This window comes from Streptomyces sp. NPDC050743 (assembly GCF_044456925.1).
Classification (GTDB): domain Bacteria; phylum Actinomycetota; class Actinomycetes; order Streptomycetales; family Streptomycetaceae; genus Streptomyces.
On the sequence record NZ_JBITGJ010000020.1, the window covers coordinates 36,047 to 62,709 of the forward strand.

Annotated in this window: 23 protein-coding genes; 8 read left to right on the forward strand and 15 right to left on the reverse strand. The window is 73.2% G+C overall.

Annotated features, from left to right (window positions below):
- Positions 1 to 11: 11 nt before the first annotated feature.
- Both ACIBJF_RS20790 and ACIBJF_RS20795 read right to left on the reverse strand, forming a co-directional pair.
- Positions 12 to 3,386 carry a pyruvate carboxylase gene (locus ACIBJF_RS20790; protein ID WP_399175495.1) on the reverse strand — a complete coding sequence of 1,125 codons (3,375 nt, stop codon included), beginning with the start codon at positions 3,384 to 3,386 and terminating at the stop codon, positions 12 to 14.
- 171 nt (positions 3,387 to 3,557) lie between these two features.
- Positions 3,558 to 4,412: a hypothetical protein gene (locus tag ACIBJF_RS20795; RefSeq protein ID WP_399175497.1), complete on the reverse strand. Its 855-nt coding sequence runs from the start codon at positions 4,410 to 4,412 to the stop codon at positions 3,558 to 3,560.
- 751 nt (positions 4,413 to 5,163) lie between these two features.
- Between ACIBJF_RS20795 and ACIBJF_RS20800 the strand changes: the two genes are divergently transcribed.
- Together ACIBJF_RS20800 and ACIBJF_RS20805 are read left to right on the forward strand one after the other, a co-directional pair.
- Positions 5,164 to 6,153: an aldo/keto reductase gene (locus tag ACIBJF_RS20800; protein WP_399175499.1), complete on the forward strand. Its 990-nt coding sequence runs from the start codon at positions 5,164 to 5,166 to the stop codon at positions 6,151 to 6,153.
- Positions 6,154 to 6,279: 126 nt separating this feature from the next.
- Positions 6,280 to 7,416, forward strand: coding sequence for an iron-containing alcohol dehydrogenase family protein (locus ACIBJF_RS20805; protein WP_399175500.1), 1,137 nt, complete (start codon positions 6,280 to 6,282; stop codon positions 7,414 to 7,416).
- A 63-nt stretch (positions 7,417 to 7,479) separates the two neighbouring features.
- Here ACIBJF_RS20805 and ACIBJF_RS20810 read toward each other — a convergent pair whose 3' ends face one another.
- On the reverse strand, positions 7,480 to 7,842 hold the full coding sequence (locus ACIBJF_RS20810; protein ID WP_399175502.1) for a DUF6343 family protein: 363 nt from the start codon (positions 7,840 to 7,842) through the stop codon (positions 7,480 to 7,482).
- A gap of 377 nt (positions 7,843 to 8,219) precedes the next feature.
- On the opposite strand from ACIBJF_RS20810, the gene ACIBJF_RS20815 reads away from it, so the two are divergent.
- A complete protein-coding gene (locus ACIBJF_RS20815; RefSeq protein ID WP_399175504.1) occupies positions 8,220 to 9,479 on the forward strand; it encodes an MFS transporter in 1,260 nt (419 codons plus the stop codon).
- Positions 9,480 to 9,656: 177 nt separating this feature from the next.
- On the opposite strand, the gene ACIBJF_RS20820 is transcribed toward ACIBJF_RS20815, so the two are convergent.
- From ACIBJF_RS20820 to ACIBJF_RS20830, 3 genes are read right to left on the reverse strand one after another with little or no spacing between them, the layout of a single operon-like run.
- Positions 9,657 to 10,400, reverse strand: coding sequence for a metallophosphoesterase (locus tag ACIBJF_RS20820; protein WP_399175506.1), 744 nt, complete (start codon positions 10,398 to 10,400; stop codon positions 9,657 to 9,659).
- The gene (locus tag ACIBJF_RS20825) at positions 10,397 to 10,675 is read right to left on the reverse strand and encodes a hypothetical protein (protein WP_399175508.1); all 279 of its coding nucleotides are present in this window, start codon (positions 10,673 to 10,675) and stop codon (positions 10,397 to 10,399) included. Before ACIBJF_RS20825 ends, ACIBJF_RS20820 begins: the two co-directional genes overlap by 4 nt.
- Positions 10,672 to 11,358 carry a hypothetical protein gene (locus ACIBJF_RS20830; protein ID WP_399175510.1) on the reverse strand — a complete coding sequence of 229 codons (687 nt, stop codon included), beginning with the start codon at positions 11,356 to 11,358 and terminating at the stop codon, positions 10,672 to 10,674. Before ACIBJF_RS20830 ends, ACIBJF_RS20825 begins: the two co-directional genes overlap by 4 nt.
- Positions 11,359 to 11,662: 304 nt before the next feature.
- On the opposite strand from ACIBJF_RS20830, the gene ACIBJF_RS20835 reads away from it, so the two are divergent.
- The gene (locus tag ACIBJF_RS20835) at positions 11,663 to 12,814 is read left to right on the forward strand and encodes a PP2C family protein-serine/threonine phosphatase (RefSeq protein ID WP_399175512.1); all 1,152 of its coding nucleotides are present in this window, start codon (positions 11,663 to 11,665) and stop codon (positions 12,812 to 12,814) included.
- Positions 12,815 to 13,035: 221 nt separating this feature from the next.
- Here the strand turns inward: ACIBJF_RS20835 and ACIBJF_RS20840 are convergent, their stop codons facing one another.
- From ACIBJF_RS20840 to ACIBJF_RS20855, 4 genes are all read right to left on the reverse strand, one after another.
- Entirely contained in the window at positions 13,036 to 13,536 is a 501-nt protein-coding gene (locus ACIBJF_RS20840) for a hypothetical protein (RefSeq protein WP_365331157.1), read from the reverse strand.
- 178 nt (positions 13,537 to 13,714) lie between these two features.
- Positions 13,715 to 14,200 (reverse strand): SRPBCC domain-containing protein, encoded by a 486-nt coding sequence (locus ACIBJF_RS20845; protein ID WP_399175514.1) that lies wholly within the window; start codon positions 14,198 to 14,200, stop codon positions 13,715 to 13,717.
- A gap of 143 nt (positions 14,201 to 14,343) precedes the next feature.
- A complete protein-coding gene (locus ACIBJF_RS20850) occupies positions 14,344 to 15,135 on the reverse strand; it encodes an SAM-dependent methyltransferase (protein WP_399175515.1) in 792 nt (263 codons plus the stop codon).
- A 59-nt stretch (positions 15,136 to 15,194) separates the two neighbouring features.
- A complete protein-coding gene (locus ACIBJF_RS20855; RefSeq protein ID WP_399175517.1) occupies positions 15,195 to 16,070 on the reverse strand; it encodes a helix-turn-helix domain-containing protein in 876 nt (291 codons plus the stop codon).
- Positions 16,071 to 16,558: 488 nt separating this feature from the next.
- On the opposite strand from ACIBJF_RS20855, the gene ACIBJF_RS20860 reads away from it, so the two are divergent.
- A complete protein-coding gene (locus tag ACIBJF_RS20860; RefSeq protein WP_399175519.1) occupies positions 16,559 to 17,413 on the forward strand; it encodes an ATP-binding protein in 855 nt (284 codons plus the stop codon).
- A 372-nt stretch (positions 17,414 to 17,785) separates the two neighbouring features.
- A complete protein-coding gene (locus ACIBJF_RS20865; RefSeq protein WP_399175521.1) occupies positions 17,786 to 18,439 on the forward strand; it encodes a GNAT family N-acetyltransferase in 654 nt (217 codons plus the stop codon).
- A 115-nt stretch (positions 18,440 to 18,554) separates the two neighbouring features.
- On the opposite strand, the gene ACIBJF_RS20870 is transcribed toward ACIBJF_RS20865, so the two are convergent.
- The 3 genes from ACIBJF_RS20870 to ACIBJF_RS20880 all read right to left on the reverse strand — a co-directional run bounded on the left by ACIBJF_RS20870 (position 18,555) and on the right by ACIBJF_RS20880 (position 21,785).
- A complete protein-coding gene (locus ACIBJF_RS20870) occupies positions 18,555 to 18,818 on the reverse strand; it encodes a hypothetical protein (protein WP_399175523.1) in 264 nt (87 codons plus the stop codon).
- Between the two features lie 37 nt (positions 18,819 to 18,855).
- Positions 18,856 to 21,024 (reverse strand): acetoacetate decarboxylase family protein, encoded by a 2,169-nt coding sequence (locus tag ACIBJF_RS20875; protein WP_399175525.1) that lies wholly within the window; start codon positions 21,022 to 21,024, stop codon positions 18,856 to 18,858.
- Positions 21,025 to 21,326: 302 nt separating this feature from the next.
- The gene (locus tag ACIBJF_RS20880; protein WP_399175527.1) at positions 21,327 to 21,785 is read right to left on the reverse strand and encodes a flavodoxin family protein; all 459 of its coding nucleotides are present in this window, start codon (positions 21,783 to 21,785) and stop codon (positions 21,327 to 21,329) included.
- Between the two features lie 103 nt (positions 21,786 to 21,888).
- Here ACIBJF_RS20880 and ACIBJF_RS20885 point away from each other — a divergent pair, with 103 nt between their 5' ends.
- Both ACIBJF_RS20885 and ACIBJF_RS20890 read left to right on the forward strand, forming a co-directional pair.
- A complete protein-coding gene (locus tag ACIBJF_RS20885; protein WP_399175528.1) occupies positions 21,889 to 22,833 on the forward strand; it encodes a GNAT family N-acetyltransferase in 945 nt (314 codons plus the stop codon).
- Positions 22,834 to 22,924: 91 nt separating this feature from the next.
- Positions 22,925 to 23,623, forward strand: a complete 699-nt coding sequence (locus ACIBJF_RS20890) for a lipoprotein (RefSeq protein ID WP_399175530.1) — start codon at positions 22,925 to 22,927, stop codon at positions 23,621 to 23,623.
- 20 nt (positions 23,624 to 23,643) lie between these two features.
- Here the strand turns inward: ACIBJF_RS20890 and ACIBJF_RS20895 are convergent, their stop codons facing one another.
- Both ACIBJF_RS20895 and ACIBJF_RS20900 read right to left on the reverse strand, forming a co-directional pair.
- Positions 23,644 to 24,282: a GNAT family N-acetyltransferase gene (locus ACIBJF_RS20895; RefSeq protein WP_399175532.1), complete on the reverse strand. Its 639-nt coding sequence runs from the start codon at positions 24,280 to 24,282 to the stop codon at positions 23,644 to 23,646.
- Between the two features lie 175 nt (positions 24,283 to 24,457).
- On the reverse strand, positions 24,458 to 26,422 hold the full coding sequence (locus ACIBJF_RS20900; protein ID WP_399175639.1) for a DUF1996 domain-containing protein: 1,965 nt from the start codon (positions 26,420 to 26,422) through the stop codon (positions 24,458 to 24,460).
- Positions 26,423 to 26,663: the final 241 nt, after the last annotated feature.

Sequence of the window (26,663 nt, forward strand, 5' to 3'; positions counted from 1 at the left end):
CGGGCGCCTGGTCAGGCGAGTTCCACCAGGAGGTCGCCGCCCTCCACCTGCTGGATGCGGTTGATGGCCAGGCGGGACACCCGGCCCGCCTTGGGTGCGGTGATGGTGGCCTCCATCTTCATCGCCTCGATGGTGGCGACGGTGGCGCCGGCGGCGACCTCGTCGCCCTCGGTCACCGCCAGGGTCACCACACCGGCGAACGGCGCCGGCACATGGCCGGGGTTGGCGCGGTCGGCCTTCTCCGTCACCGGCACGTCCGAGGCCGCGGCGCGGTCGCGCACCTGGATGGGCCGTAGCTGGCCGTTGAGCGTGGACATCACCGTGCGCATGCCCCGCTCGTCCGCCTCACCGATGGCCTGCAACTCGATCAGCAGCCGGACGCCGGGCTCCAGGTCGACGGCGTACTCCTTCGCGGGCCGCAGGCCGTAGAAGAACGCCTTGCTGTCCAGGACGCTGGTGTCGCCGAAGCTCTGCCGGTGGGTGTCGAACTCTCGCGTGGGGCCGGGGAACAGCAGCCGGTTCAGGGTGGCACGGCGGTCCTTGGCCAGCCCCTCGCGGTCCTCGCCGGACAGCTCGGGCGCCGGCTTTGCCGTGGCCCGTCCCTGCAGGGCCTTGGTGCGGAAGGGCTCGGGCCAGCCGCCGGGCGGGGTGCCCAGCTCACCGCGCAGGAAGCCGATCACCGAGTCCGGGATGTCGAACTTGTCGGGGGTCTCCTCGAAGTCCTTCGGCGACACGCCGGCACCCACCAGGTGCAGGGCGAGGTCGCCGACGACCTTGGAGGACGGGGTGACCTTGACCAGGCGGCCGAGGATGCGGTCGGCGGCGGCGTACATCGCCTCGATGTCCTCGAAGCGGTCGCCGAGGCCGAGGGCGACGGCCTGGGTGCGCAGGTTGGACAGCTGGCCGCCGGGGATCTCGTGGTGGTAGACCCGGCCGGTCGGCGAGGCGAGGCCGGCCTCGAAGGGGGCGTAGATCTTGCGGACGCCCTCCCAGTACGGCTCCAGGTCGCCGACGGCCTGCAGGTCGAGGCCGGTGGGACGGTCGGAGTGGTCGGTGGCGGCCACCAGCGCCGACAGGGACGGCTGGGAGGTCGTACCGGCCATGGAGGCCACCGCGCCGTCCACCGCGTCGGCGCCCGCCTGGATCGCGGCGAGGTAGGTGGCGAGCTGGCCGCCGGCCGTGTCGTGCGTGTGCAGATGCACGGGCAGATCGAACTCGCGGCGCAGCGCGGAGACGAGCTTGGCGGCGGCCGGGGCGCGCAGCAGGCCCGCCATGTCCTTGATCGCGAGGACATGGGCGCCGGCCTCGACGATCTGCTCGGCCAGCCGCAGGTAGTAGTCGAGGGTGTAGAGCCGCTCGGCGGGGTCGCCCAGGTCCGCGGTGTAGCAGAGGGCGACCTCGGCGATCGCGGTGCCGGTCTCGCGTACGGCGTCGATGGCGGGCCGCATCTGGCCGACGTCGTTGAGGGCGTCGAAGATGCGGAAGATGTCGATGCCGGTGGCGGCGGCCTCCTGCACGAAGGCGTCGGTCACCTCGGTCGGGTACGGCGTGTAGCCGACGGTGTTGCGGCCGCGCAGCAGCATCTGCAGGCAGATGTTGGGGACGGCCTCGCGCAGGGCGGCGAGCCGCTCCCAGGGGTCCTCGGCGAGGAAGCGCAGGGCGACGTCGTAGGTGGCGCCGCCCCAGCACTCCAGGGAGAGCAGCTGCGGCAGGGTGCGGGCGACGACCGGGGCGACGGCGAGGAGGTCCTTGGTGCGCACGCGCGTGGCGAGCAGGGACTGGTGGGCGTCGCGGAAGGTGGTGTCGGTGACGCCGATGGTCGGCGACTCGCGCAGCCGGCGGGCGAAGCCCTCGGGGCCGAGGTCGACGAGCAGCTGGCGGGAGCCGGCGGGCGGCTCGCCGGCCGGGAGCGGCGGCAGCTTGGTGACGGGGTCGAGCAGGTCGGGGCGTTCGCCGTGCGGCTTGTTGACCGTGACGTCGGCGAGGTAGGTGAGCAGCTTGGTGCCGCGGTCCGCGGAGGAGCGGGCCGTCAGCAGGTGCGGGCGCTGCTCGATGAAGGAGGTGGTGACGCGGCCCGCCTGGAAGTCGGGGTCGTCCAGGACTGCTTGCAGGAACGGGATGTTGGTGGCCACACCGCGGATGCGGAACTCGGCCACGGCACGCCGGGCGCGGCCGACGGCGGCCTTGAAGTCCCGGCCGCGGCAGGTGAGTTTGACCAGCATCGAGTCGAAGTGCGCGCTGATCTCCGTACCGGCGTGGGTGGTTCCGCCGTCCAGGCGGATGCCGGAGCCGCCCGGGGAGCGGTAGGCGCTGATCCGGCCGGTGTCCGGGCGGAAGCCGTTGGCGGGGTCCTCGGTGGTGATACGGCACTGCAGGGCGGCGCCGCGCAGGGTGATGGTGTCCTGGGCGAGGCCGAGGTCGGCGAGGGTCTCGCCGGAGGCGATCCTCAGCTGGGCCTGGACCAGGTCGACGTCCGTGACCTCCTCGGTCACGGTGTGCTCGACCTGGATGCGCGGGTTCATCTCGATGAAGACGTGGTTGCCGGCGGGGTCGAGGAGGAACTCGACGGTGCCCGCGTTGCGGTAGCCGATCTCCCGGGCGAAGCGCACCGCGTCGTCGCAGATCCGCGCCCGCACCTCGGGGTCGAGGTTGGGTGCGGGGGCCAGCTCGATGACCTTCTGGTGGCGTCGCTGGAGCGAGCAGTCGCGCTCGTAGAGGTGGATGACGTCGCCCTCGCCGTCGGCGAGGATCTGCACCTCGATGTGGCGCGGGTCGACGACGGCCTTCTCCAGGAAGACGGTCGGGTCGCCGAACGCGGCGTCGGCCTCGCGGGACGCGGCCTCGATGGACTCGCGCAGTTGGGCGGGGTCCTCCACGCGGCGCATGCCGCGCCCGCCGCCGCCCGCGACGGCCTTGACGAAGACGGGGAAGCCGATCTCCTCGGCGGCGCGCACCAGTTCGTCCACGTCGGTGGAGGGCTGGGACGAGCCGAGCACGGGTACGCCGGCCGCCCGGGCGGCGGCGACCGCGCGGGCCTTGTTGCCGGTCAGCTCCAGGGTGGCGGCGCTCGGGCCGACGAAGGTGATGCCCGCCTGCTCGCAGGCGCGGGCCAGTTCCGGGTTCTCGGACAGGAAGCCGTAGCCCGGGTAGACGGCGTCCGCGCCGGCCCGGCGGGCGGCGCCCACGATCTCCTCGACGGAGAGATAGGCGCGCACCGGGTGCCCCGGCTCGCCGATCTCGTACGCCTCGTCGGCCTTCAGCCGGTGCAGTGAGTTGCGGTCCTCGTGCGGGAACACGGCGACGGTGCGCGCGCCGAGTTCGTAGCCCGCCCGGAACGCGCGGATCGCGATCTCTCCACGGTTGGCGACCAGCACCTTGCGGAACATCCTGGATTCCCTTCAGCTGCCCTGCCGGCGACGAACACCATGGTGTCAGCCACGCCCTGCCGTACCTCGCGGGCCACCTTAGGGGGTGGCCGCGCGTGTCCACGTGCGAAAACCATCACACTGACGGGGTGGGCGGCGCCACAGGGGCGGGCGTTGGGACCAGCAGTCCCATCAGCAGTCCATGGATGTCATGGCCGTGTCCTTCGACCGCTCGGCGTTCGCCTGCGCGGGCACGGGCCGGGGCGGCACGGACACCGGAATCACGCCGGGCGCCGTGGGCGCGGACCCGCCGCCTTGGACGGGCAGCAGGAGCAGACGGGCCCGCAGTCGTGCGCGGCGGCCGTGCAGCAGGCCGAGGACGATCGCGGAGGCCACCGCGATCAGATGCTCACGGCCGGCCAGGTTGGGGACGGCGATGGACTCCCACACCATCGAGCCGCCGGTCAGGGTGAACACCACGGGCGCGCGTTCGACCACCGAGAGATAGGTGAACAGGCCGACGACGGCCGCGGAGGGGCCGGTGTCGAGCACCTGGCCGTACGCGTGCGGCAGTCCGAAGCCGCACCGGCCGGGGCCCGTCGCGATCATCACGCGGGCGGTGAGCGTGCCGGCCAGGGTGGTGGCGTAGGAGATCGCCAGCGTACGGGCCCGGCCCAGGGCCAGTTCGGCCCAGGCGAAGGCGAGGAACAGCTGGGTGATGCCCGCCCACACCGGCAGATCGAGTGCCGGCACGTACAGCGACACGGGCGTGCGCAGCAGCGACAGCCACAGCGGCAGGTCGGCCCGGACGCCGCCGAGCCGCGTCACCCACAGCGCGCCGAGCCGATGCTGGGCGATCGCGTGGAAGAAGATGACACCTGACGCGGCGACGAACGCCAGCAGCAGCCCGGACACTCCGCGCCGCGTGAGCCGCCGCACCGGATCGACGACGATGGCGTGCCACTCGCCGCGCAACGTGCGCCCCGTGAAGCGGACCAGGCGTGCGAGCAGTGCGCGGCACCACTCGATGCGCGCTTCAGTCGTCATGAGACACGGCAGTCCATCGCCTTCGGCTCCCCCGTCATGTCCATCGCCCCCTTCACCCGGATCCCGGCGTTTCCGGGTCGCCGCGCCCGAGCTTTCAGCCGCCGGTGCCTTCTTCGGTTCCGCCGAGTGCGATCAAGGGGACACGGCGTCCGGCACGCTCCCGCTGGTTGCGTAGGTGTCGTCCGGCATACGCCCGGTCCCTCCCCTGGTGAGGGCCTCTGTGGTGGTGAGACCCGATCGGTGACAGTTCAGCGAGCCGGGAGGCGGGCGTCAAGATCCTTTGCGGAGGGGCGGGGGTGTGGGAAGACCCACAGGTCCCCGACGGCGGAATCCGGGCCCGAGAGGCAACCTTCACCCCCTCGGAGCCGTCCTCCCCTATAGGCCACTCCACCGGCTCGGCGCGGCACGCGGGTACAGCCGCCGAGGTCGTGGAACGAACGCGGAACCTCTCCCTTTCGATCACGAAGTCCCGCGCAGGGACGGCCAGTTCGGCACCGAGTGTCACGGCGGCCTTCGCCGCCGGCCCAGATCACGGCCGAGACGGGGGCCGAGCTGTGCGACGAGCCAGGAGTCACCCAGAACGACCTGTACGAGGTGCCGGTCGGGCTGGATTCCCGGTCCGTCCCGGAGCGTTGCTTGACTTGGAGAGCGCTCCAACTCGTAGCGTCGCAGACGTACGGCACGGCGGGGGTTCGTACCCGTGTGCCGTACGGGACGACGATCGAGTGTGCAGGAAAGGCTGGTACATCACATGCAGAAGCGCAGTCTGCGGGACCTCCAGGTATCGGCCATCGGCCTCGGATGCATGGGGATGTCCGCCTTCTACGGCTCCGCCGACCAGGAGGAGGGCGTCGCCACCATCCGACGGGCCCTGGAACTGGGGGTCAACTTCCTCGACACCGCACAGGTGTACGGCCCACTGACCAACGAGTCGCTGGTCGGCGCGGCGATCCGGGGACACCGCGACGAGTACGTGATCGCGACCAAGTTCAACTACCGGATGGACGACGCCGTACCCGGCGACATGAGCACGATCGGCCGGCAGGACGGCTCGGCCGAGCACGTGCGCAGTTCGATCCACGGTTCGCTGCAGCGGCTGGGCACCGACCACATCGACCTGTACTACCAGCACCGGGTCGACCCGAACGTGCCCATCGAGGAGACGGTCGGCGCGCTCGGCGAGCTGGTCGCCGAGGGCAAGGTGCGGCACATCGGGCTGAGCGAGGCGAGCGCGGAGACCATCCGGCGGGCGCACGCCGTGCATCCGATCACCGCCGTGCAGAGCGAGTACTCGCTGTGGACGCGGGACGTGGAGGCCGAGGTGCTGCCGGCCTGCCGGGAGCTCGGCATCGGCTTCGTGCCGTACTCCCCGCTCGGCCGCGGCTTCCTCGCGGGCCGCTTCACCTCGCCGGACGAGCTGGACGAGAACGACTTCCGGCGCAACAACCCGCGCTTCACGGACGCCAACCTGCAGGCGAACCTGCGGCTGGCGGCCAAGGTGAAGGAGATCGCCGCCGAGAAGGACGTCACGCCGGCCCAGCTGGCCATCGCCTGGGTGCTGGCCCAGGGCGAGGACCTGGTCCCGATCCCGGGCACCAAGCGGCGCACCTACCTGGAGCAGAACGCCGCCGCGGTCGGCATCGAGCTGACCAAGGAGGACCTGGCCCGCATCGACGCGGAGCTGCCCGAGGCGGCGGGTGAGCGGTACGACGAGGCGGGGATGCGGGCCGTCAATCGCTGAGCGCCGTGTGGGGAACTGCCGTCCGGCCACCGCGGGTTCGTCGTGGTCGCTCGCGCAGTTCCCCGTGCCCCTTTCAGGGCGCCGGCGTCCGTGCCGCCCTTGCCAGATCCAGGTCCGTCGTCTCCGGTGCCAGGAACTGGGAGACCAGAGCGCCGACGGCGAGGACTGCGGCGCCCACGAACAGCACGACTGATCGCGGACACCGGTCACCACCGCGCCTTCGTCGTCACCGACCGGGGGCTGCGCGTGGCCGGTGTCGCCGAGTGCGTTGTGAAGATCCTGGACGCGGCGGGCGTGCGGCACACCGTGTACGCCGAGGTGGCGCCCAACCCGTCCACCGGGAACGTCGACGCGGGCGCCGTCCGGGCCCGTGCCTTCGGCCCGGCGACGGTCGTCGCGCTCGGCGGCGGATCGGTGCTGGACGCCGCGAAGGGCATATCCCTGCTGGTGGGCAATCCCGACGCGGTCGCCGCCGACGCCGACCACCTCTGGGAGGCGGCCGATGGACTGCCCCTGATCGCGGTGCCGACGACCGCCGGCACCGGCGCGGAGACCAACGGTTTCGGCGTGATCGAGGACACGGCGGCCTGCCGCAAGGTGTACATCGGCCACCCCTCCGTCAAGCCCCGCATCGCCCTGCTCGACCCGGAGCTGACGCTCGGCCTGCCGCCGGCGGCGACGGCCGCGACCGGTGTGGACGCGCTCGTGCACGGCATCGAGTCGCTGGCCTCGCGCGGCGCGAACGCCTTCTCCGTGGCCTTCGCCACCCAGGCGGTCGGCATGATCAGCCGTGCGCTGCCGGCCGCCCGCCGGGACGGGTCGGATCTCGACGCACGCGCCGAGCTGATGATGGGCGCCCATCTCGCCGGCCAGGCCCTGACCCTGTCCGGGCTCGGCCTGGTCAACGGCATCGGCCATGCGCTCACCGCCCACACCGGCACCCCGCACGGCGTCGCGCTCGCCGCCGTCCTGGAGGAGGTCATGGAGTTCAGCGCGCCGACGGCACGGGAGGCGAACGAGCAGGCGGCCCGGGCGATGCGCGTGCCGGCCGCCGCCGACGGCGACTGGGCGCGGGCAGCGGTCACGGCGGTACGGGAGCTGTCCGGGGCGCTGGACATCAAGCGCCCCCTGCGCGAGCTGGGCGCCGACCGCGCCCTGCTCCCGGCGATAGCGGCGGGCGCGGTCGCGGACGCGGTGACGAAGAACGCGCCTCGGCTGCCGGAGGAGGCGGAGGTGCTGGAGTTGCTGACGCGGGTGTACTGACAGGGCACCGGCAGGCTCAGTGCCGGCGGGTCTGCCGAGCGGACGCGATCGGCGGGGCCCGGCTCACCGGTGGGGGCCGGGCTCTGCCGTGTCCGTGTCGGTATCCCGCTCCCGGTGCCTCCGCCCCCTCACCACCGCGAGATCAAGCGCCGCGGCCAGCGCGAGAACGCCGCACACCACCGCGAGGGTGGTCAGCGGGCCGCTGCCCGGGCTGTCGCCGGGGCCCGAGCGCGCCGCCCAGACGGCGAAGCCGGCCGTCGCCGCGGCGAACAGCGGCAGGAAGATGGCGGACAGCAGCTGCCGCAGCCGAAGTGCGCTGCGTGCGGTGGCCGGTTCGGTGCCGGTGCGCGGGAAGCGGTGACCGAGCGCTCCGGAGCGTGACCGAGGCGCCGGAGCCGCCGTACGTCCGTGGTGTTCGTCACGCATGGAATGCCTCCTTCGGCGGGACGACACGGTCTGGCACCGACCGCGTAGCCAGGACCCGGGACCGGGAAACCAGGAGCCTGTGAGGAAGCACACGCGCGCCTCAAGTGCCCTGCCGCCACCGGCCTTTGGGCCTCTCGCCGCCCGCCCGAAAGACGCCACGCCGACCACCGTGCACTCCCGTCTGCCACGATTGGGCCACGCCCTGACCGGGCGGCCCGGCCGTGCAGTGCAGCCGGCCCGACGGGATCCGCCGGTCTCTCCCCGACTCCCTTGGTTGTCGAGTACCGCCTGTGTCTGCTGCCCCTGCCCTGCCCACATCCGTGCCCGATTCCGCGTCTGTCTCGCGCTCCCCCTGGCGGTCCCTGCGACACCGCGGCATGCGCTGGTGGTCGGCCGCGAACTTCGTCTCGAACGCCGGTACCTGGATGCAGCTCACGGTGCAGAACCTGCTCGTGCTGCACATCACCGGTTCCGCCGCGGCGACCGGCCTGTCGATCTCGGTGCAGGCGGCTCCGGCGCTGTTCGTGAGCCTGCTGGGCGGCGCGGCCGTGGACCGCTGGCCCCGGAAGCTGACGGTCGCGGTGAGCCAGGCGCTGCTCGGCGCGGTCGCGTTCACCACGGCGCTGCTGGTGGCGCTGGACCGGATCAACATGCCGGCGCTGCTGGTGCTGGCCGCCGTGACCGGCATCATCGCCACCGTCGACGGACCGGCGTGTGCGCTGCTCGGCAACGACCTCGTGCCCAGGGAGGACGTGCCGTCGGCGATCGGTGTGGGCGCCCTCGTGCACAGCGCGGGCCGGCTGGCGGGCACCGCGCTCGCCGGTGTGACCGTCGGTTTCCTCGGCACGGGTGCCGCCTACGCCGCCAACGGGCTGTCCTTCCTGTTCGTCGCCTCGGTCGTGCCCTTCCTTCGGCCCGTTCACGGGGCGGTGGCGGAGCCGGCGGCACAGACGCGGACCGCCCCCGCCCCCGCCCCGGCTCAGGCGGAGATGAGCGTGCGCGAAGGCCTGCGGTTCTTCGTGCGCCGGCCCCGTCTGATGGCCCTCGCCGGGATCACCGGGATCAGCTCGGTCTTCGGCCGCAACTACGGCCTGACCCTCGCCGTCCTGGTCACCGGTCCGCTGGCGGGCGGCGCCGGGTCGTTCGGCACCGTCTCCACGGTGCTGGCGGTCGGCGGCATCATCGGCGCGATCCTCGGCGCCCGGCTGCGCAAGCCCTCCGTACGGACCGTGGGTCTGCTCGCGGCGGCGGGCGCCCTCCTCCAGGTCGTCGCGGGCCTGTCGCCCTCGCTTGCCGTGCTGATGGTGCTGGTGCTGCCCATGGCCGTGGTGGAGTCCGTCTCCGACACCGCGGGGACGGCCGTCCTGCAGACCGACCCGCCGGCCCATCTGCGCGGCCGCGTGCTCGGGGTGTGGAGCAGCATCGGCACGGTGTGGAGCCTCGGCGGGCCGCCCCTGCTGGGCCTCCTCATGGAGTGGGCCGGTGCGCGCGGCGCCCTGGTCGCCGGTGGTCTCCTCATCGCCGCATCGATCGGCGCGGGCCTACTGGTCCAGCGACGCGGTGGCCTGATGCCGGTGACCGTGGCCGCGAAGGACGGCGACATGACCGCCCGCGAGGCGCTGGGTACGTGCGCCTGACCGGCCCGGAGGCGCCCGGTACGGCCACTTGACCGGTCGGGTGGCGCGCACTCGGTATCGCCCCCTGCCCCGCCTGGAGACGCCCGGTATCGCCGCCTGACCCGCAGGTATGGGCGCTGCGTGGGCCCCCGACCGACCGGCAGGCGCACGGTCCAGCTGCCCGACCGTCCCGCCGGCTCACCCCTGCTCGTGCTCCTCGCCGCCCGCCAGGTTGTACACGTGGAAGGCCTGCCCGATGACCGGCTGGGCCACGTTCCGTACGCGGACGCCGCCGCTGGTCATGCCGTGCTCGGTGCCGGCGTGGGCGTGCCCGTGCACGGCGAGGTCGGCGCCGGCGGTGTCGATCGCCTCCGCGAGGAGATAGCTGCCGAGGAACGGATAGATCTCCTGCGGCTCCCCGGCGAGGGTGTCCGGAACGGGCGAGAAGTGGGTCAGGGCGATCCGGACGTCACAGTTCCGGTCGGCCAGGTCCTTCAGGGCGGCGTGCAGACCGTCGGCGCACCGGCGGCTGTAGCGGACGAACTCCTTCATGAGGGGTTCGCCGAACTCCCCGGCACAGCGTCCGACGAATCCGCCACCGAAGCCCTTGGTCCCGGCGACCCCGATCCGGGTCTCGCCGGTGCCCACCACGGCGGCCTCTCCCTCCAGGACGTGGGCCCCGGCGTCCCGCAGGATCGCGGTGACCTCCTCGGGCCGTTCGTCGTGGTGGTCGTGGTTGCCCAGCACGGCGACGACCGGCACCCCGAGATCCTTGATCTCCCGTGCGACGACCGCGGCCTCCTCGGTCGTGCCGTGCCGGGTGAGGTCGCCGGCGAGCAGCAGGACGTCGGCACACTCGCGCAGCGTCTCGAAGGACGAGCGCAGCGTGCCCTGGCTCTCGGGGCTCATGTGGATGTCCCCGACGGCCGCGACGCGGATCATGTCAGATCCTCTCCGTGGTCGGGCGAGGAGGTCCCGGCGACGAGGATGTCGCAGTGGACGGGGTGCCCCGCCAGTTCTTCGCGTGCCATGTGGCAGATATCGTCCCGGCACTGGCTGGACGGCACGGTGCCGGTCAGCAGGATGGCGTCGCCGCGCAGCTCCAGCCGTACGCCGAGTTCCCCGAGGTCACCGGTGGCCAGGCGCTCGGCGAGGTGGGCGACGCGGTAGTCCAGGTTGCCGGCCGCCTGCGGGGGCGGCGGGCTCGTGTCGGTCATGGCTTCCCCTCCTGGGGGTCGATCACGTTCAGCCGTTCGAGGAGGAAGAGGAAGGCGGCGGGCATGGGCTGGTCGCCGCAGGCCGTCCGCAGCTCCTCCCAGTCGACCTTCTCGCGGACGGCGCGGGCCACCGGCAGTACGGCCCCGAAATCGCAGTAGTGCTCCGAGAAGGCGCTGATCAGGCTGTGCATCAGGTCGGTCGGGGAGAGCACGGGCATCATCACCGAGTCGACCGGCAGGACATGGGCGCGGTCGAGCATCTCCTCGGTGACGGGCTGGTGCGCGAGGGCGAAGATGATGTCGATGTTCTGCCCGCGGCAGGTGGTCTTCAGCAGCCAGTCCTCGGGCGGGGTCCGGATCGGCAGGCCGGCCTCGCGCAGGGTGCCGGCGACCGCCGTGGCCTCGTCCCGCAGCACGCAGAAGTCGGCGTCGTGCTGGAGGTAGCGGCTGCCGCCGTGGGCGTAGACGGCCACGCTGCCGGCGAGTGCGAAGCGGTGGCCGGCGCGTTTGAGCAGGGCGCCGATCTGCTTGGTGGCCTCCAGGATCGCCTGGCTGCGGTCCTGCGGCAGGTCCGGCTGTCCCGACCCGGTCCCGGTGGGCTGGTCCGGTCCGCCCGCGGCGAGGCGCAGCTCGGTGACCTCCGGTCGCCGGAGGGGAGCGGTGTCCTCCCCGTTGTGTGTCATGGCGGCTCCGTTCGCGGCCCGGGGCCCCGGGCGGCCGGTCCGGACCCGGGGGCCGTACGGGTACCCGGCGCGATCGCACCGACACGGCGCACGGTCGGGTGGTTCCTGGCGGCTCGGTCGTCCGCGACCAGCGGGAACAGGCGGTAAGGATCTCACCGCGGCGAGCGGCGGGACCGCGGTGCCCACATGATCAGCATGCCGCGGCCCGTGCTGCGTACCGTCTCACCGACTCACCGGACGCCGCGTGCTCGGCCCGCGGCCGCACTGGCGTGCGTCGTGTCCGGCCCGGGAGCACGCTGGAAAGATGACGCCTTGGCCCAGAGCGGGTTCACGGCAGCCGTGGCAGTCGGTGCACGCTCTGCTGCTGCTCCCGATCACGCTCATCGTGGTGATCACTGTGGTGGACATGCAGGCCCCCACCAACATCCACCTGGGCCCGGCCCTGGTGATCGCCCCCGCGATCACCCCTTCCTTCGCCGGGCCACGGACCACGGCCGCCGTCGGAGCGCTGGCACTGGCCGCGCAGACCCTCATCGGCTTCACCCACGGCGGCATCGGCACGTCGAACCACATCGTGCAGATCATCACCCTCGCGGTGCTGACGGGGACGCTGGTGCTGTACAGCGCCCTGCGGGAGCGCCGGCAGGCCCAGCTGGCCCAGGTCCGCACGGTCGCCGAGGCCGCGCAGCACGTGCTGATGTGGCCGCTGCCCGAGCAGATCGGCCCGCTGCGGATCGCCTCGCTGTACCTGGCGGCGGAGGACGAGGCGCAGATCGGCGGCGACCTGTACGCGGCGACCCGGTGCGACGGCGCGGTGCGCGTGCTGATCGGTGACGTGCGCGGCAAGGGGCTGTCCGCGATCGGTGAGGCCGCGCTGCTGCTGGGCGCCTTCCGGGAGAGCGCCCACCGGCACATCCCGCTGGAGGAACTGGCCATCCTGCTGGAGCAGAGCGTCACCCGGTACGCGGCGGATCTGGACCCGCCGGAGGAGGCGGGCGAGCGGTTCGCCACCGCGCTGCTGGTGGAGATCCCGGACCGGGATCCGGTGACCCGGATGACCAGTTGCGGGCATCCGCCTCCGCTGCTGCTGAGCCCCGGCCACGCCGTCACGGTCCCGAGCCTGCACCCGTCCCCGCCGCTCGGGGTGCACGGCAACTGCGAACACACGCTGGACGTGTTCTCCTTCGAGCCCGGTGACACCCTGCTCCTGTACACCGACGGCGTGGTGGAGGCGCGGGACGCCCGCGGCCGGTTCTATCCGCTCACCGAGCGGGCCGCGCTCTGGACGGACGACGCCCCCGAGGCGCTGATGCACCATGTGCGGCGCGACCTGCTCACCCATGCCGGGGGCCGGCTGGACGACGACGCCGCGCTGATCGCGCTGCACCGCACGACGGTCGACCGGCGCCGCCACCACGGCCGGGCCACCGGCACGAACAGTCTCCGGCAGCCGTGAGGGCGGCCGGCCACCTGCCGGAAGGCCATGGACGGGTGAAGGCCGCACCCGCCCGAAACCCGCGCACGCTCAGCAGAAGTCCCGGCCCGTACCTGCCTTGCCGCCTCCACGCGGGTGAGGGTGAACCAGTGCCCAGTTCGCCGACCGGCCCGCCCGGGACCCGGTGAGCAGGCGTGAGCCCCGCCCCGAGTGGGGGCGGGGCGGGACCGCACGCCCCCCGGTCAGCGGACCGACTTGAGGTCGGTGATCTTCAGGGTCTTCAGGTCGGACTGGACGTCGATCTTGCTGACCTCGGCGTGCGGCCCGTCGCTCCAGGTGAGCGTGACCCGGCTGGTGGCGTGGCCGGCGCCGGAACCGGTGTAGGTCACCTTCCACTTCACCGGCACGTTCTGCGCGAAGAGGATGCCGTCGGCGTGCTCCTTCTTCTCGAAGGCGGCGACCTTCTTCTGCGCGGCGGCGGAGAGGTAGAAGGCCCGCAGCGCCTTGGCGGCGTCACCGGCGGACTTGTCGTCGATGGACCAGACGGCGTCGATGTAGGCGCCGTAGAAGTCCGCCACGTGCTGGGTGACGTTGCGCGGGTCGCCCTGGGCGGAGGACACGGCGGCGGCACGGGTGGTGCGGCTCGCGCCGGCGCCCGCGAGGGCGGGCGTCACGGCGGCCAGGGTGAGGCCGCCGGTGAGGGCGACGGCGGTGATCAGGGTCTTGCGGCTGCGGACGGACATAGGTCTCATTCCCCCGGTTTCGTTACGACCGGGCTGATCCCGGCCGTCGACGGACCTTAAGACCTCATTTCCCTCGCACCGGTTCCGCTTTCTCTCGGCTTTTTCCCACTCCGTTCCCGGAACATGAGGCAGCCGGATGGTTGTGCCGAATTCCGGTCGCTTTTCCGCGCCCTTTCGGTCATTCCGCCTCGGACGGCCGGCGGGCGTACGGTCCCTCGACGAGCCGGGCGAGGTTGTCGAGGGCCATGCGGGTGCCGAGTTCGTTGTCCTCGCGGGGGATCTCGTCGGGGATGCCCTCGTGCAGGATCTGCACGTCCGTGCCGCCGTCGGCCGCAGTGAGCGTGGTCGTCATGGTCATCGTGCCGTGGACGGAGTCGTCGTCGGTCTCGAACTCGAACACCTCCACCACCAGCGCGTCGGGCACGAGTCTGGCGAAATGGCCGTGGTAGGTGTCCGTGTGACCGCCCGACTTGCCCGTGGCGGACGCGTCGTCGTAGGTCAGGGAGACCCGGAAGGTACCGCCCTCCCGGACGTCGAAGGTGTGGACGCGGGCGGTCATGCCGGCCGGTACGCGCCAGGCCGCGACGGCGTCGGCATCGGTCAGGGCCCGGTAGACGGCGTGCGGGGGCGCCTGCACGTGCCGGGAGACTCGGGTGGCGTACATGGGCCCACGCTAGCGGCCGGGGAGCGGCGCGACGCGCCGTATGCAAAGAGGCGGGGCCGGGGTCCGGGAGGTGGGTGCGGATCCCGGCCCCTGGTCTGTCGGGGCCCGGCGTCGGTGTGTCAGGGCTTACGGGCGACCGCGCCCTACATCGCGATGTCCTCGTCGCGGATGTTGCGCTCTCCGCTTCCGTCGGGATGCCACTTGTGGACCTGGACGATGCCCGGCTCGACGAGCTGAAGGCCCTCGAAGAACTCCTGGGCCTCGTCGAGGGTGCGCAGCCGCATCGGCATGTTGCGGGCCGCGTACTCGCGGGCGACCCGGCCCACCTCCTCGGGCGCGAACTCGGCGGTGCCGATGGACATCGCCAGATGGCTGCCGGACGGCAGCGGCTCCAGCAGCCGACGTACGACACCGACGGCGTCGTCCTCGTCGAGCATGAAGTGGACGATGGCGATGACGGTGAGCGCGACGGGCTTGTCCAGGTCCAGGGTCTCGCGCAGCTCCGGGGCGTCCAGGATGGCCGCCGGGTCGCGGAAGTCGGCCTCGATGTACGAGGTGCGGCCCTCGGGCGCGCTGGCCAGCAGGCCCTGGGAGAGGGTGAGGACGATCGGGTCGTTGTCGACGTAGACGACCCGGGACTCGGGCGCGACGGCCTGGGCGATCTCGTGCAGGTTGGGCGAGGTGGGGATGCCGGTGCCGATGTCCAGGAACTGGCGCATGCCCGCCTCCTCGGCGAGCCAGCGCACGGCGCGGTTCATCCAGTCGCGGTTGGCGCGCATGTGGACCGGGAGCGCGGGCCACTCCCGGGCCATGGCGTCACCGGCCTCCTTGTCGGCGGGGTAGTAGTCCTTGCCGCCGAGGATGTAGTCGTAGATGCGGGCGGAGTGGGCGTTCTCGGTGTCGATCCGGTCGGCCGGCCATCCGTTGTCGGACAACGCCGTTCTCCATTCGGTCGAGGGGGTGGGGGTCTCGCGTACGGGGATGCGGAGGGGTGTCACAACTCCCTGCGGATCGCGGCGAGCAGGGCCTCGGTCTTCCTGGCGGGCGCGGCCTGGGCGCCGAGCCGGTCCAGCGCCTCCCGGTACACCACGACGTCGTCGGCCTTGTCGAGGTAGACGGCCCCGACCAGGCCGTTGAGGTAGACGATGTCGGGCAGTTCGCGGGCCCGGAACCGGAAGAGGTGGTAGGCGCCCGCCCGCATCGCCGGGTGCGGGCCGTTGGCGAACGGCATCAGCTGCAGGGTCACCTGCGGCAGCCGGTTGACCTCGACGAGGTGGTCGATCTGCGCCCGCATCACCTCCGGTCCGCCGACCGGCCAGCGCAGCGCCGCCTCGTCCATCACCACCCACACCCGCGGCGGCGACTCGCGGGCCAGCAGCTCCTGGCGGCGCATGCGCAGCGCGACCCGGCGCTCGGTGGCCTCGGCGGAGACGTGCGGGTTCTCGGCGCCGAGCAGGGCGCGGGCGTAGTCCTCGGTCTGCAACAGGCCGTGCACGAACTGGTTCTCGTACGCGCGGATCTGCAACGCGGCCTGTTCCAGGCTGAGATACGCGGCGAACCAGTCGGGCATCACATCGCGGTAGGTGTGCCACCAGCCGCGCTTGTTGGCCTCCCGCACGGACTTCAGGAAGGTGTCGATCTCGTCCCGGTCGGCGACGCCGTAGACCTGGAGCAGTTTCTCGGCGTCCGCGAGGCGCAGCCGGGCCACCTTGTCGGCCTCCATGCGGCGGATGGTGGAGTGGCTGACGCCGATGGCGGCGCCCGCCTCGGCGTAGCTGAGGCCGGCCCGGATCCGCAGCTCCTCCAACTGGCGGCCGAGGATCATGCGCAGGACGGAGGGGGCGCCGCCCCACTCGGTCTCCGCGGTCACGCCCCACCCCCTCACCAGGTCACGGGAACACCGTCGCACACGGTCGCTCTCCCGGGCCCATGCGATCAGGTTCCGACCGGAGCAGCATGCACTTCACGACTTGCAAATTTCAACTTGCCTGTTGCAGAGCGTTGTTGGCGGGTGCGACAGTGGATCCACTGCTCCGGCCGACCCAAGGAGCAGGCGGCGTGGCCGGGTTGGGGGAGACCGGGCCGCGGTACGGCCTCGTGGGAGGCGTGTCGTCTGCTGCGTGCGGTCGGCCCGACACGGCGACCCCCCACGCGAGGCCGGACGAAAGGCGCACGGCGATGGCTCCGCCCTCCCTCCCCCGACCGCTCCACCACCCATCCGAGAACCGGAGTCCTGCCCGAGCATCCCTGTCTCCCGCCCCGTCACAGCTGCCGGCCTTACCTCGCCAGAACCGGTCCGGGGACAGCCCGGACCGCGCCCCCGCCTCCGTGCGGCACCCGCACCGGTCCCCCACCGACGTGGACCGGGCACCCCTGGTGCCGGACGGCGAGAGCCGGCCGGACCGGGCTCCGGACAGCGAGAACCGGCCGGATCGGGCTGAGGACGACACGGACCAGCCGCACGCGGCGCCGGACGGTGCGGACCACCCACACCCGGCCCCGGAGGGCGAGAACCGGGCACACCCGTCTCCGGACAGCGCGCAACGGCGAGACGGGTGGACGCACGCCGCGGACGGACCGTGCCGGTGCGCGGACACGGCGAACGCACCGCACCGTGCCTCGGACGACACCGAGAACCGCCCACGCCCGGCCGCGGACGACACCGAGGAGGGCCCGCACCCCGCCCCGGACACCCTGATGCACCCGTACCGGCCGCCGGTCCCGGCCGGTGTTCCGAGACCACCCGGAGGCGGGCGCCTCGGTCGACTCCCTGGGCCCCTCGGCCCCGACCGGCTCGCCTCCGGGGACCCGCTTCCCCGCTCCGCCGCCGCGTTCGACCTGCCCGCGCAGCCGGCGGCCGTCGGCACGGCCCGGCGTGTCGTACGGGCCCTGCTGACCGCCTGGGGAGTGCCGGACGGCACCCGGGACGACGCGGTCCTGGTGACCTCGGAGCTGGTCACGAACGCGCTCGTGCACACGGCCGGTGAGCGGATCGCCTGCCGGCTGCACGGTACGGCGGACCGGATACGGATCGAGGTCGAGGACCAGGACGGCGGCCCCTCGCTGCCGACGGCGCTCCGTGCCGGACCGGACGACCAGCACGGGCGCGGGCTGCTGCTCGTCGACGCCCTGAGCCGTGGCTGGGGCGTGACGCCGCTGACCGGCCGGCCCGCCCAAGTCGTCTGGGCGGAGCTGCGGTCCGACCGCGACTGACACCACACCCGCCGCGCCCCGACTCGACCACCACGGACCATCCCCCACCAGTCCGAAGGACGCACATGCACATGCCCACGCACCCCGTCGCCCCCACCCCGGCCCCCGCCCTGTCCGCCGACCCGTCCTGGACCCGCACCACCCGCCCCAAGCCGGGCTCCCAGGAGCAGGCCGGCTGACCCCGGCCACCCCGCCGCTCCCCCGCTTCACTCCCCCGTCCCAAAACCACCCCCGCCCAGACCCCACCCGCGCCCGAACCCCGGTACATTCGCCGCCGGTGCGGGTCGTCCGCATCCCTCGGGGCCCGGGTCCGTACGGGTTCCGTGGCCGTCGCGCTGGGCCGTTCCGTCGGGGGTGTGCGTGGTCTGGTCGGTGATCCGCGGGAGGCGGGCCGCCACGTCCGGCCTTCCCCTGCCCGGGCGGTGCGGGCCCGAGGCCGGCCGGCACGTCCTGGCCACCGAGCGGCTGCTGCTGTTCACGCCCCGGACCCGGCTGGACGTGGCCGCGGCCCTCGCCGCCTGCGCCGATGCCGAGGCGCAGCGCTGGCTCGGCACCCTGGCGGACCAGGTGTTGCCCGACCCCGGCACCCGCAAGGCCCTGCTGGCCTGGCGGCCGGCCGGGGAGGACGGCCGCCGGATGCCGCGGAAGCTGGCCCAGCCGTACGCACCCGGCCCGGACGATCCGCTGCTGCTCGTCTGCGTGCGCAGGTCGGACCTCGGCTATGCCGGCGCCCTCGAGCTGGAGCACCGCACGGGCGAGATGGGCGGCTGGCTGGCGCCGGCCTGCCGTGGCCAGGGCCTGGGCGCGGAGTTGTTCCGCGCGGGCGTGGCTCTCGCGCACACCCATGCGGGACTGAGCACGGTCCGGGCGGGTGCGGAGCCCGGGAACACCGCGAGCCGGCGGGCCCTGTCCCGGGCCGGCTTCGTACCGGACGAGGGGCCGCCCCGGCACACGCTGCCCGACGGCCGTGTGGTCGAGGCCGTCTGGCACCGCCACGACAGCGCGGCGGCCTCCCGCTGCCGCTGACGATCGCCCGATCCCCCCACCCCTCCCGGAGAGCCGACGTGACAGACACGGATTCGGCCCGGAACGGATCGACTCTGGCAAGTCGCACTCGGCACGGATGTACGAGCTGGACGGCTCAGTCCGCGGTGCGCGCGTGGGTGTCCAACGCCTCGGCGGCGGTGCGCAGTTGCTTCGCCGCCGTGGTGCAGGCGGCGGCCTGCCGCTTCAGGGTGGGACGGCTCCAGTCGGGTGCCGCCGGGCAGCCGCTCAGGGTGGCCGCGGTGGCGAGGAGCCGACGGGCGTAGCCGTCCATGAGGTCGGCGTCGGCCCGCAAGGTGGCGGCGTGGGCGAGGAGGTCGTCGGCCGAGGCCGTGGTCGCTCGGGGGGACTCGGTCACCATGGCGGCTCCCACTCGACTGGGGTTGGGGCGGGGGGCTTCAGCGCGGCAGGAGGGCGCCGGCGCTGCGGTGGAGCAGGAACTGGGGGCAGCTCAGGACGAACCGGGGCCGGGCCCGGTGGATGCCGAGCCGGCGCAGTTGTCCGGCGAGGGGTTCGGCCGCCGCGGTGTCCAGCCGCAGCCGCACGCCGGTGCCGCGGTGCAGCCGCAGCCTGCCGTGCGCCCGGACCAGGGTGCGTACGGTGCTCGCGGCCCGGCGGCCGTAGAGGATCCAGTCGGACTCCGGGCAGCGGACGCCCGGTCCGAGCCGGCCCTCGACGGTGAGCCCGAGGTCCCGGGACCGGACGTCGATCCGCCGGCCCGTCAGGTCCGCCTCGGCGGTGGTCCGCATCGCGGGCTGGCCCCAGATCTCCCGGGCGACCACGCGGGCCTCGTCGCTGGTGACGGCGAGGGAGAGGACGTAACGGCCGGTGCGGCGCAGGTCGACGCGGCGCAGCAGGTCCGCGGCGACGTCGTACGGGCGCGGCCGCCACAGGTCGTCGACCACGAGCGACAGGGCGATCTCGGTGTACGGGCCGATCGTGGAGCAGCGGTGCTCGTAGAGCGAAAGCACGGCGAGGGCCCGTCGGCCCAGCCTGCTCGGGGTCAGCCAGGTGGCGCCGGGCAGCAGGCCGCGCGCCGCGTCGGCGGCGACGGGGAAGCAGAGGTGGGCGGCGGAGGAGTCGTAGTAGCGCACCGGCACGTCGACCGGGCCCGCCGTCGTCGGGATCGAGGTGGTCGGCAGGGTGAGGAACGGGTATCCCTCGGGCGGGTGGGCGCGGTCCTTGAGCTGGTAGGCCTGGGTGCGCACGATCGGGCCGCGGTACGGCGTGAGCGCCGCGTCGACGTCCTCGCGGGCCTCGGGCACCACCGTGCGCAGATGCTCGATGTACTCGCGGAGCATGTGGCACAGCGGGAACTCGCGGGTGGGCCCGGTGTAGTCGACCCGGTACCAGTGCGGGTGCGGGTCGAACAGGGAGTCCGCCCTGCGGCCGTCCGGGACGGGCACGATGTCGTGCTGGTTGGTGATGCCGGCGACCCAGGTACGCGGGTCGGCGGGCTTCATGGTGTCGATCGGAGAGCCGACGGCGACGACGTGCGTGACCCGGTAGGTGCGGCAGAACTGCTCGTCCTGGGCGAGGTTCATCAGCGCGAGCCCGCCCTCGCCGTGCCCGATCAGCGCGAGCTCGGCGCCGCGCGGGATGCCGTAGTGCGCCAGGGCGAGCAGGACCGATCGGGTGTAGGGCGAGTCGGTCGTGAACAGGTTCCGCCAGGCGCCGACGACGTCCTGCGGGGAGTGGTTGCGCGGCCGGCCCGGCGTCATGCCGGGTGCCTGGACGACATAGCGGACGACACCGTCGGGACCGCGCACGTTCTGCACCAGGATCCGCCCGTCGGTGGACAGCACCTCGATGTTGCGCAGAAACCCGAGGAGGGAGCCCTCGATGGCGATGAACTGCTTCTCCTGGTCCGTGAGGTCGACCGCCTCGGCCGCGCCCTGCTCCTCGTCGGTGTGCGCGAGACCCGAGGCGTCGATCCCCTGCGGCTGATCGACGGACGGCTCGCGTCCCACCGGGGGCGCCCAGGCGGTCTCGCCGTTGTGCGGGTCCTCGTCCAGCAGGGCGCGGACGGCGAGCAGTTCGCCCATCAGCGGGGCCAGCCCGGACAGGACCCGCTGGGCGCCCTGGTCCCGGAACAGCGCGCGCAGCGCCCGTACGGCCTCCAGGTCGCGGTCGGCGGTGACGGCCTCCATCAGCCGGCGCATGCCCGGGTCGCGTGCGAACTCGGGGTGGTCGGCGAGCACGGCGGCGATCCTCAGGCGCAGCGAGGTGACGGCGACCCGCGCGGCCAGGTTCTCCCGGCCCAGCACCTCACCGGCCGCGCCGAACACCTGGCCGATGCCCTTCGGCGCGCGTGTCGGCGGGCCGCCGAGGCCCTCCTTGTTCGTCAGGGCCCGCAGCAGCGCCCACTGGGCGGCGAGGCCGGTGCGCGGACGGCGGCGCGCGGAGGCGGCCAGGGGTGGCGCGGACAACGCGGCGCCGGTGCGCGCGGAGACCGCGCGGACGCCCTCTGCGACGTCCATCACGTCCCGTGCGCACCGGCGCAGCAGCTCTCCGGCGTCCTGGCCGCCCGGCGCGCGCCGTCCGGGTGCGTGGCCGTCCGCTCGCATCCGACGCTCCCTCGTTCGACGACGTACGACGACACATGACAGGGTTCGGCCACGCCGGAGGGCGCGACCCTGGTCCCATCGTCGGCCAGGGACACCGGGCCCGCACCTTGATCCGTCCAGGTAGTGGACAGCCGCCGACCGCATGTCGGCCACCGGGCCTGGGCGGCGCGGGCGTACGGCTGCCGTGTGATCGCGGCATATGCAGGAGGACGGAGCGGTCCACGGGGGGCTTCCGCCCACGCCGGTGACCGTGCGTGACCGCACGAAGATCACTCCAGTGGCCGCCCGCGGGCCGCCCGCGCTCACGACCCGGGCATCAGCCCGGCCGCGACCGTGGCCCCGAGCTCCCAGCACGCGTCCGTGTCGGCCTTGCCGGGTTCGCCGGTGACCGTCACCGCGTCGGCCGCGCGGCGCCAGCCGAGGCCGGTGGTGACGGCCTCGATGGCGCGGACGGCGCCGGTGACGTCGTTGCCGCCGTGGACGTAGTAACCGAACGGCCGGCCCCGGGTCTCGTCCAGGCAGGGGTAGTAGATCTGGTCGAAGAAATGCTTCAGCGCGCCGGACATGTACCCGAGGTTCGCCGGTGTGCCGAGCAGATAGCCGTCGGCCTCCAGCACGTCGGCCGCGGTCGCGGACAGGGCGGCCCGGCGGACCACGCGGACGCCCTCGATCTCCGGCGTCGTGGCGCCGGAGACGACGGCCTCGAACAGCGCCTGGCAGTTGGGCGACGGGGTGTGATGGACGATCAGCAAGGTAGGCACACCCCGCACCCTGCCGTGCCCCCGCAGCGCCTCGCAAACGGCGGGCGTGGCGGCCGGTGCCGCCGGGTAGAGCCTGTGCACGAGGAGGACGGGAGGGGCCGCCGTGACCAGAGCGGGTGCGCCAAAGGCCGGTTTCCGCCCGGACCGGCTGCCGGCCGGCTACCGGTGGCGGCCGGCGACCACCGCCGACGCCGACGCGATCCACCGCCTCGTCGCCGCGTACGAACACGCGCTGCACGGCCGCTCCGTGACCGGGGCCGACCGGATCACCGCCGAACTCACCCTGCCCGGTCTGCGACCGGAGGACGACACGGTCCTCGTGCACGACGGCACGGGCGCGCCGGCCGGCTACGGCTGGGTGAAGGAGCGGCGGGCCAGGGTTCATGTGCACCCCGGTCACCAGGGCCGGGGCCTCGGCGGTGCGCTGCTCGACTGGACCGAGGCCAGGGCCCGGAGCGCGGGCGGCGACCGGCTCGCGCAGACGGTCCCCGACAGCGACGGCGCCGCGAGCGCGCTCCTGCGGGCCGGCGGGTACTCCCGGCTGGTCACCGAGTGGCTGCTTCGGATCGCGTTGCCACGCGAACCGGAGGTGCCCGATCCGCCGGCGGGCATCACCGTCCGGCCGTTCCGGGCCGGCGACGAACAGGCCGCGTACCAGCTCACCGAGGACGCGTTCGACGAGTGGCAGCCACGGCGGAAGACCTACGCGGAATGGGCGCGGCACTGCGTCGAACGCACCACGTTCCTGCCGGCGGCGTCACCGCTCGCCTTCGCCGGCGGCCAACTGGTCGGGGCCGTGCTGTCGCTGGACGTTCCGGGCCACGACGAGGGGTACGTCGAGCGGGTCGCGGTACGGCGCGACCACCGCGACCGGGGCATCGCCCGCACGCTGCTGCACGAGGCGTTCCGCACCTTCCACCGCCTCGGCAGGCCGGCCTGCACCCTGTGGACGCACTCCGACACCGGTGCGCTCTCGCTGTACGAGCACCTGGGCATGACGGTCCAGCGCGGCTCCACCGTCTACGGCAAGCCGCTCCTCACCGGCTGACCCGGGCCGAGGCGCGACCACGCGGAAACGCGTTCGGTGGTGTCGGTGCCCTCGGCTACAGTTGCGCCCCTGAACAGGAGGGGAGCGGGAAGTGCAGGTCAGGGTGGGGCCCGGGCGGGGCGCGGTGGTCGTGGCGGTGGCGCTCGCGGCGGTGCTCGGCGGGTGCGCGAAGTCGGCGGACGGTGACGGGAAGAACGCCTCGAGCGCGTCCCCGGCCGCCAAGGGGGAAGGGGCCAAGGGGACGGGGACGGCGAGCGGCGGTTCGATCGGCGCGGCCGGTTCGGCCTGCGAACTGCCCGTCCGGTTCGACATCGCCAAGCACTGGAAGGCCAAGGCGATCGACGCCGAGGTGGTGCTGTCGAAGGGGTCGAAGGGCTCCGACGGCGACCTGGGCGGGTCGCTCGCGGACGCCTTCCTGCGGCAGGGACCGGTCACCGCCGCCTGCGAGATCGACGCCAAGCCTGCGGGCCACATCGGCTTCCTGCGCGTGTGGACCGGCAAGCCGGGGAAGGCCGACGCGGCCAGCGTGCTGCGGGAGTTCGTCGCCGCCGAGGACGACGTCAGCAAGGAGAGGTACCACTCCTTCAGGACCGGCAGCGGCCTGACCGGCGTGGAGGTCGAGTACCTGTACACCAGCAAGCTTCTGGACGAGACGAAGACCGAGACCGCGCTCGCGGTGGGCACGCCCGACGGCCCGGTCGTCCTGCACCTCGGCGGCATGGACACCGAGGAGCACGAGGCGATGCGGCCCGCCTACGAACTCGCCAAGCGGACGCTCGAGTCGACCTGATCGCCACCGCCCGGAAGCGCTCAGCCCACGGTCGTGGACCGGCCCAGATAGGTGAGGGGGCCGACGTCCGCGACCGGGATCTCCCGGAAGCCCAGGCGGTCGTAGAAGGCGCGGGCCGCGGTGTTGACGGTGACCATGCCGAGGTGGACGGCCTGAACGCCCTGTCCGCGCAGGGTGTTCAGGAAGGTGTGCATCAGCCGGCGGCCGTGACCCCGCCCCTGCCAGGGAGGCAGCAGGTCGATGTGCAGATGGGCGGGGTGACCGGCGAGTTCGGGCACGAGCATGCGCTCCGGGTGGTGCAGGAGGCGGATCATCTCCTCGGTGGGCGTGCGGGGCGGCTCGGTGGCTGCCGGGGCCGGGTAGCGGTCGGCCAGCTGTGGAATCCAGGCCCGGCGGAAGTCCTCGACGAAGCGCTCGGTGTCCGCCGTGCCGACGATGTAGCCCACCGCCCGGCCCGAGCCGTCGTCCAGCACGAAGGCGAGGTCCGGGTCGAAGTGACAGTACGGCTCGGCGAAGAGCGCGGGCATGAGGCGCTCATCGGGGTAGCGGGCGCGGGAGTCCCCGCCGTTGAGCGCGGTACGGACACAGACGTCGGCCACCGCGGGGCGGTCGGCGGGGTGATAGGGGCGGATGACGGGGGTGGGTGGGAGAGCGGGCATGGTGTCATCCTGAGCCTTTGGGAGCGCTCCCACAAGTCGCTGCCCGCAAGCGGTCGTTGACGGAAGCGCTCGATGCGCGGCTCAGGGGGCGGTCCCCTCCATGCGGCCATGGAGGGGACCGCGGAGGCGACCGCCCCGCGGAGGACGGCCGGTTGTCGTGGTGGGCGCGCCGCCGTCAGTAGCGGAGCCGCCTGGCCCTGAGCAGCATGAACAGGCCCGACAGGGCGAGCAGGGTGCCGAGCGCCGCGGGCCACAGGTGCGCCCCGGTCTCCGCGAGTCCGCCCTGCGTTCCCTGTGCTTGGGGCTGCGCGGCGGCGGGCGGAACGTATCCGGCGGGGGTGGCCGGGGCGGACGCGGACCGGCTGGGCTCGGGCTGGGCCGCCCCGGACCGGGTGGGCGCGGACGTGGGCGTGGGCGGTGCCGGCGGGGTGGACCGGTCCTGCTTGGTGGTGTGGTCCTGCCTGGTGGTGTGGTCCTGCTTGGTGCTGCCGCCGCCGTCGTCCGGCGCGGTGGTGTGGCGGTCCGGTGTGGTCGTGCGGTCCGGTGTGGTCGTCGCGTCGGTCCTGGGCTCCTCGCTGGGCTGCGCGGTGGAGGGAGCCGGCGCGGAGGTGGGGGCGGCGGTGTCACCGGGCTGCGGCGTCGTGCCGGAGCCCGGGGCGGCCGTCGTACCGGAGCCGGAACTCGCCGTGGGCGACGCCGTCGTACCCGAGTCGCCGCCGTCCGGGCCGCAGGTGCGGCCGGAGTTGATGCAGTCGACCATCTGGCCCATCAGGTCCTCGTCGAAGACATTGATGAAGTCGCCGTGGTCGGTGACGGGCTTGTGCAGTTGCTCGGGGAAGGAGTCGACCGCGAAGAGCGGGACCGTACGGCCGCCGTCCTGCAGGCTCGGCGCCTTCACGTCGTAGACGATCCGCTGCACCAGCTGCGGAATGGCGCGGAAGCCGGCCGGACACGAGCCGTCGGGCGCGGTGAAGGCCACGTGGGTGCGGTGGTTGGCGCTGTCGATGTTGCGGCCGTCCCAGCAGCTCTGGAACTTGAAGGTGCGCACCACGTCGCTGCCCGGCGGGCACAGCGGGTACTTGTCCTTCAGCTGCCGGTTCTCGTAACCGGTGCAGCTCCAGGACGCGTTGGCGTTGCCCGGGCCGTTGACGAAGGCCTTGGCGTCACCGGTGATGATGCGCAGGAACCGCGGCATGGCGGTGACCTTGTCGCGCGGGTTGCCCACGAACGTCAGCGTGACCTGCTTGGGGGTGACGATCTGGCCCGCGTTGCCCTCCGTGCCGCCGCCCGGGGATCCGGCGTCCCGCTCCTGCGTGCCGTTCTGCAGACGCAGCACCGGCCAGTAGTAGGTGGACCTGTCACCCTGGTCCACGCAACTCGTGCCGGCCTTCGCCAGGTCGTCGTCGCTCGCGAACGCGCTGTTGCCCTGGTTGCCGACGTAGTCGTGGAAGTGGTGGGCGCCGTTGGAGACGCCGGGGGCGACGATGACGTTGTCGGAGTTGCGCAGACCGTTCGCGTTGACGCCGCAGTCGGAGGTGAAGCTGCCGCGCGAGGCGCCGGACTGCTGCGGCGGGTTCGCCGCCTCGGGCGGTACGGAGGTGATGTCCGCGTAATCGGAGACGACGGGCCCGTTGCCGCCCTGGCCCGCGCCGCCCGGCTGGACGCTCTGGGTCGGGCCGGCGGAGGACTGGGCGCCGGCGGAGGACTGGGCCCCGGCGCCCGTGCCGTCGCCGCCGGGGCGCAGGGTGCAGGCGGCCAGGGCGTCCAGGCCCTGGGGGCGATCCCCCGCCCGGTCGATGGCGTCGGCGATCCGGCCGATCGCCGCGGCCCGCTGCTCCTTGAGCGGGTTCACGATCGTGTCCTGGACCGAGCCGGAGTCCGCTCCGCCGGTCTGCCCCGACTCCTGGAGCCGGTGGTAGGCCTCGGCCGTCCGCCGGTCCAGCAGGGCGAGTTCGCGGTCCACGTCGGGGCGGGCCGCCTCCGGTACCGCGGTCAGCCGGCTGCCGACGTCGGGGCAGTCGATCGTGGCCATGCCCGCGGACAGGACCTGTCCGGTTCCGTTCGTGCCGGATCCGTCGCCCCAGCCCTCGGTCGCCGAGGCGTAGACGTTGGCCGCGACGAGGCCGCCTCCGCCCAGCATCAGAGCCATCGCTGCGAGGGTCGCGCGTCGTGCGCCGGTCGGGCGTCTGCGCCTGTTGCGTACCAAGGTCGTCCCCTGTGTGGTGTGTGCGCCGGTCGGGCATGGAGCTCCCCGGCCTCATACGGAGGGCGGCACCGGTGTGTTCAACAGAATCGCGGATTCACCGGGACCTCACAGGTAAACATGGAACCCACCCTTTCCCCTTCGAACAGCATCACGAACATCACAAATACGTATCGGA

Excerpts from the sequence above, each read along its gene's own strand:
- ACIBJF_RS20875 (WP_399175525.1), bottom strand. The coding sequence starts at position 21,024 with ATGCGAGCGGACGGCCACGCACCCGGACGGCGCGCGCCGGGCGGCCAG.
- ACIBJF_RS20795 (WP_399175497.1), bottom strand. The coding sequence starts at position 4,412 with ATGACGACTGAAGCGCGCATCGAGTGGTGCCGCGCACTGCTCGCACGC.
- ACIBJF_RS20895 (WP_399175532.1), bottom strand. The coding sequence starts at position 24,282 with ATGCCCGCTCTCCCACCCACCCCCGTCATCCGCCCCTATCACCCCGCC.
- ACIBJF_RS20800 (WP_399175499.1), top strand. The coding sequence starts at position 5,164 with ATGCAGAAGCGCAGTCTGCGGGACCTCCAGGTATCGGCCATCGGCCTC.
- ACIBJF_RS20820 (WP_399175506.1), bottom strand. The coding sequence starts at position 10,400 with ATGATCCGCGTCGCGGCCGTCGGGGACATCCACATGAGCCCCGAGAGC.
- ACIBJF_RS20830 (WP_399175510.1), bottom strand. The coding sequence starts at position 11,358 with ATGACACACAACGGGGAGGACACCGCTCCCCTCCGGCGACCGGAGGTC.
- ACIBJF_RS20790 (WP_399175495.1), bottom strand. The coding sequence starts at position 3,386 with ATGTTCCGCAAGGTGCTGGTCGCCAACCGTGGAGAGATCGCGATCCGC.
- ACIBJF_RS20870 (WP_399175523.1), bottom strand. The coding sequence starts at position 18,818 with ATGGTGACCGAGTCCCCCCGAGCGACCACGGCCTCGGCCGACGACCTC.
- ACIBJF_RS20810 (WP_399175502.1), bottom strand. The coding sequence starts at position 7,842 with ATGCGTGACGAACACCACGGACGTACGGCGGCTCCGGCGCCTCGGTCA.
- ACIBJF_RS20900 (WP_399175639.1), bottom strand. The coding sequence starts at position 26,422 with ATGCTGGGCGGAGGCGGCCTCGTCGCGGCCAACGTCTACGCCTCGGCG.
- ACIBJF_RS20825 (WP_399175508.1), bottom strand. The coding sequence starts at position 10,675 with ATGACCGACACGAGCCCGCCGCCCCCGCAGGCGGCCGGCAACCTGGAC.
- ACIBJF_RS20835 (WP_399175512.1), top strand. The coding sequence starts at position 11,663 with ATGACGCCTTGGCCCAGAGCGGGTTCACGGCAGCCGTGGCAGTCGGTG.
- ACIBJF_RS20815 (WP_399175504.1), top strand. The coding sequence starts at position 8,220 with ATGCGCTGGTGGTCGGCCGCGAACTTCGTCTCGAACGCCGGTACCTGG.
- ACIBJF_RS20845 (WP_399175514.1), bottom strand. The coding sequence starts at position 14,200 with ATGTACGCCACCCGAGTCTCCCGGCACGTGCAGGCGCCCCCGCACGCC.
- ACIBJF_RS20840 (WP_365331157.1), bottom strand. The coding sequence starts at position 13,536 with ATGTCCGTCCGCAGCCGCAAGACCCTGATCACCGCCGTCGCCCTCACC.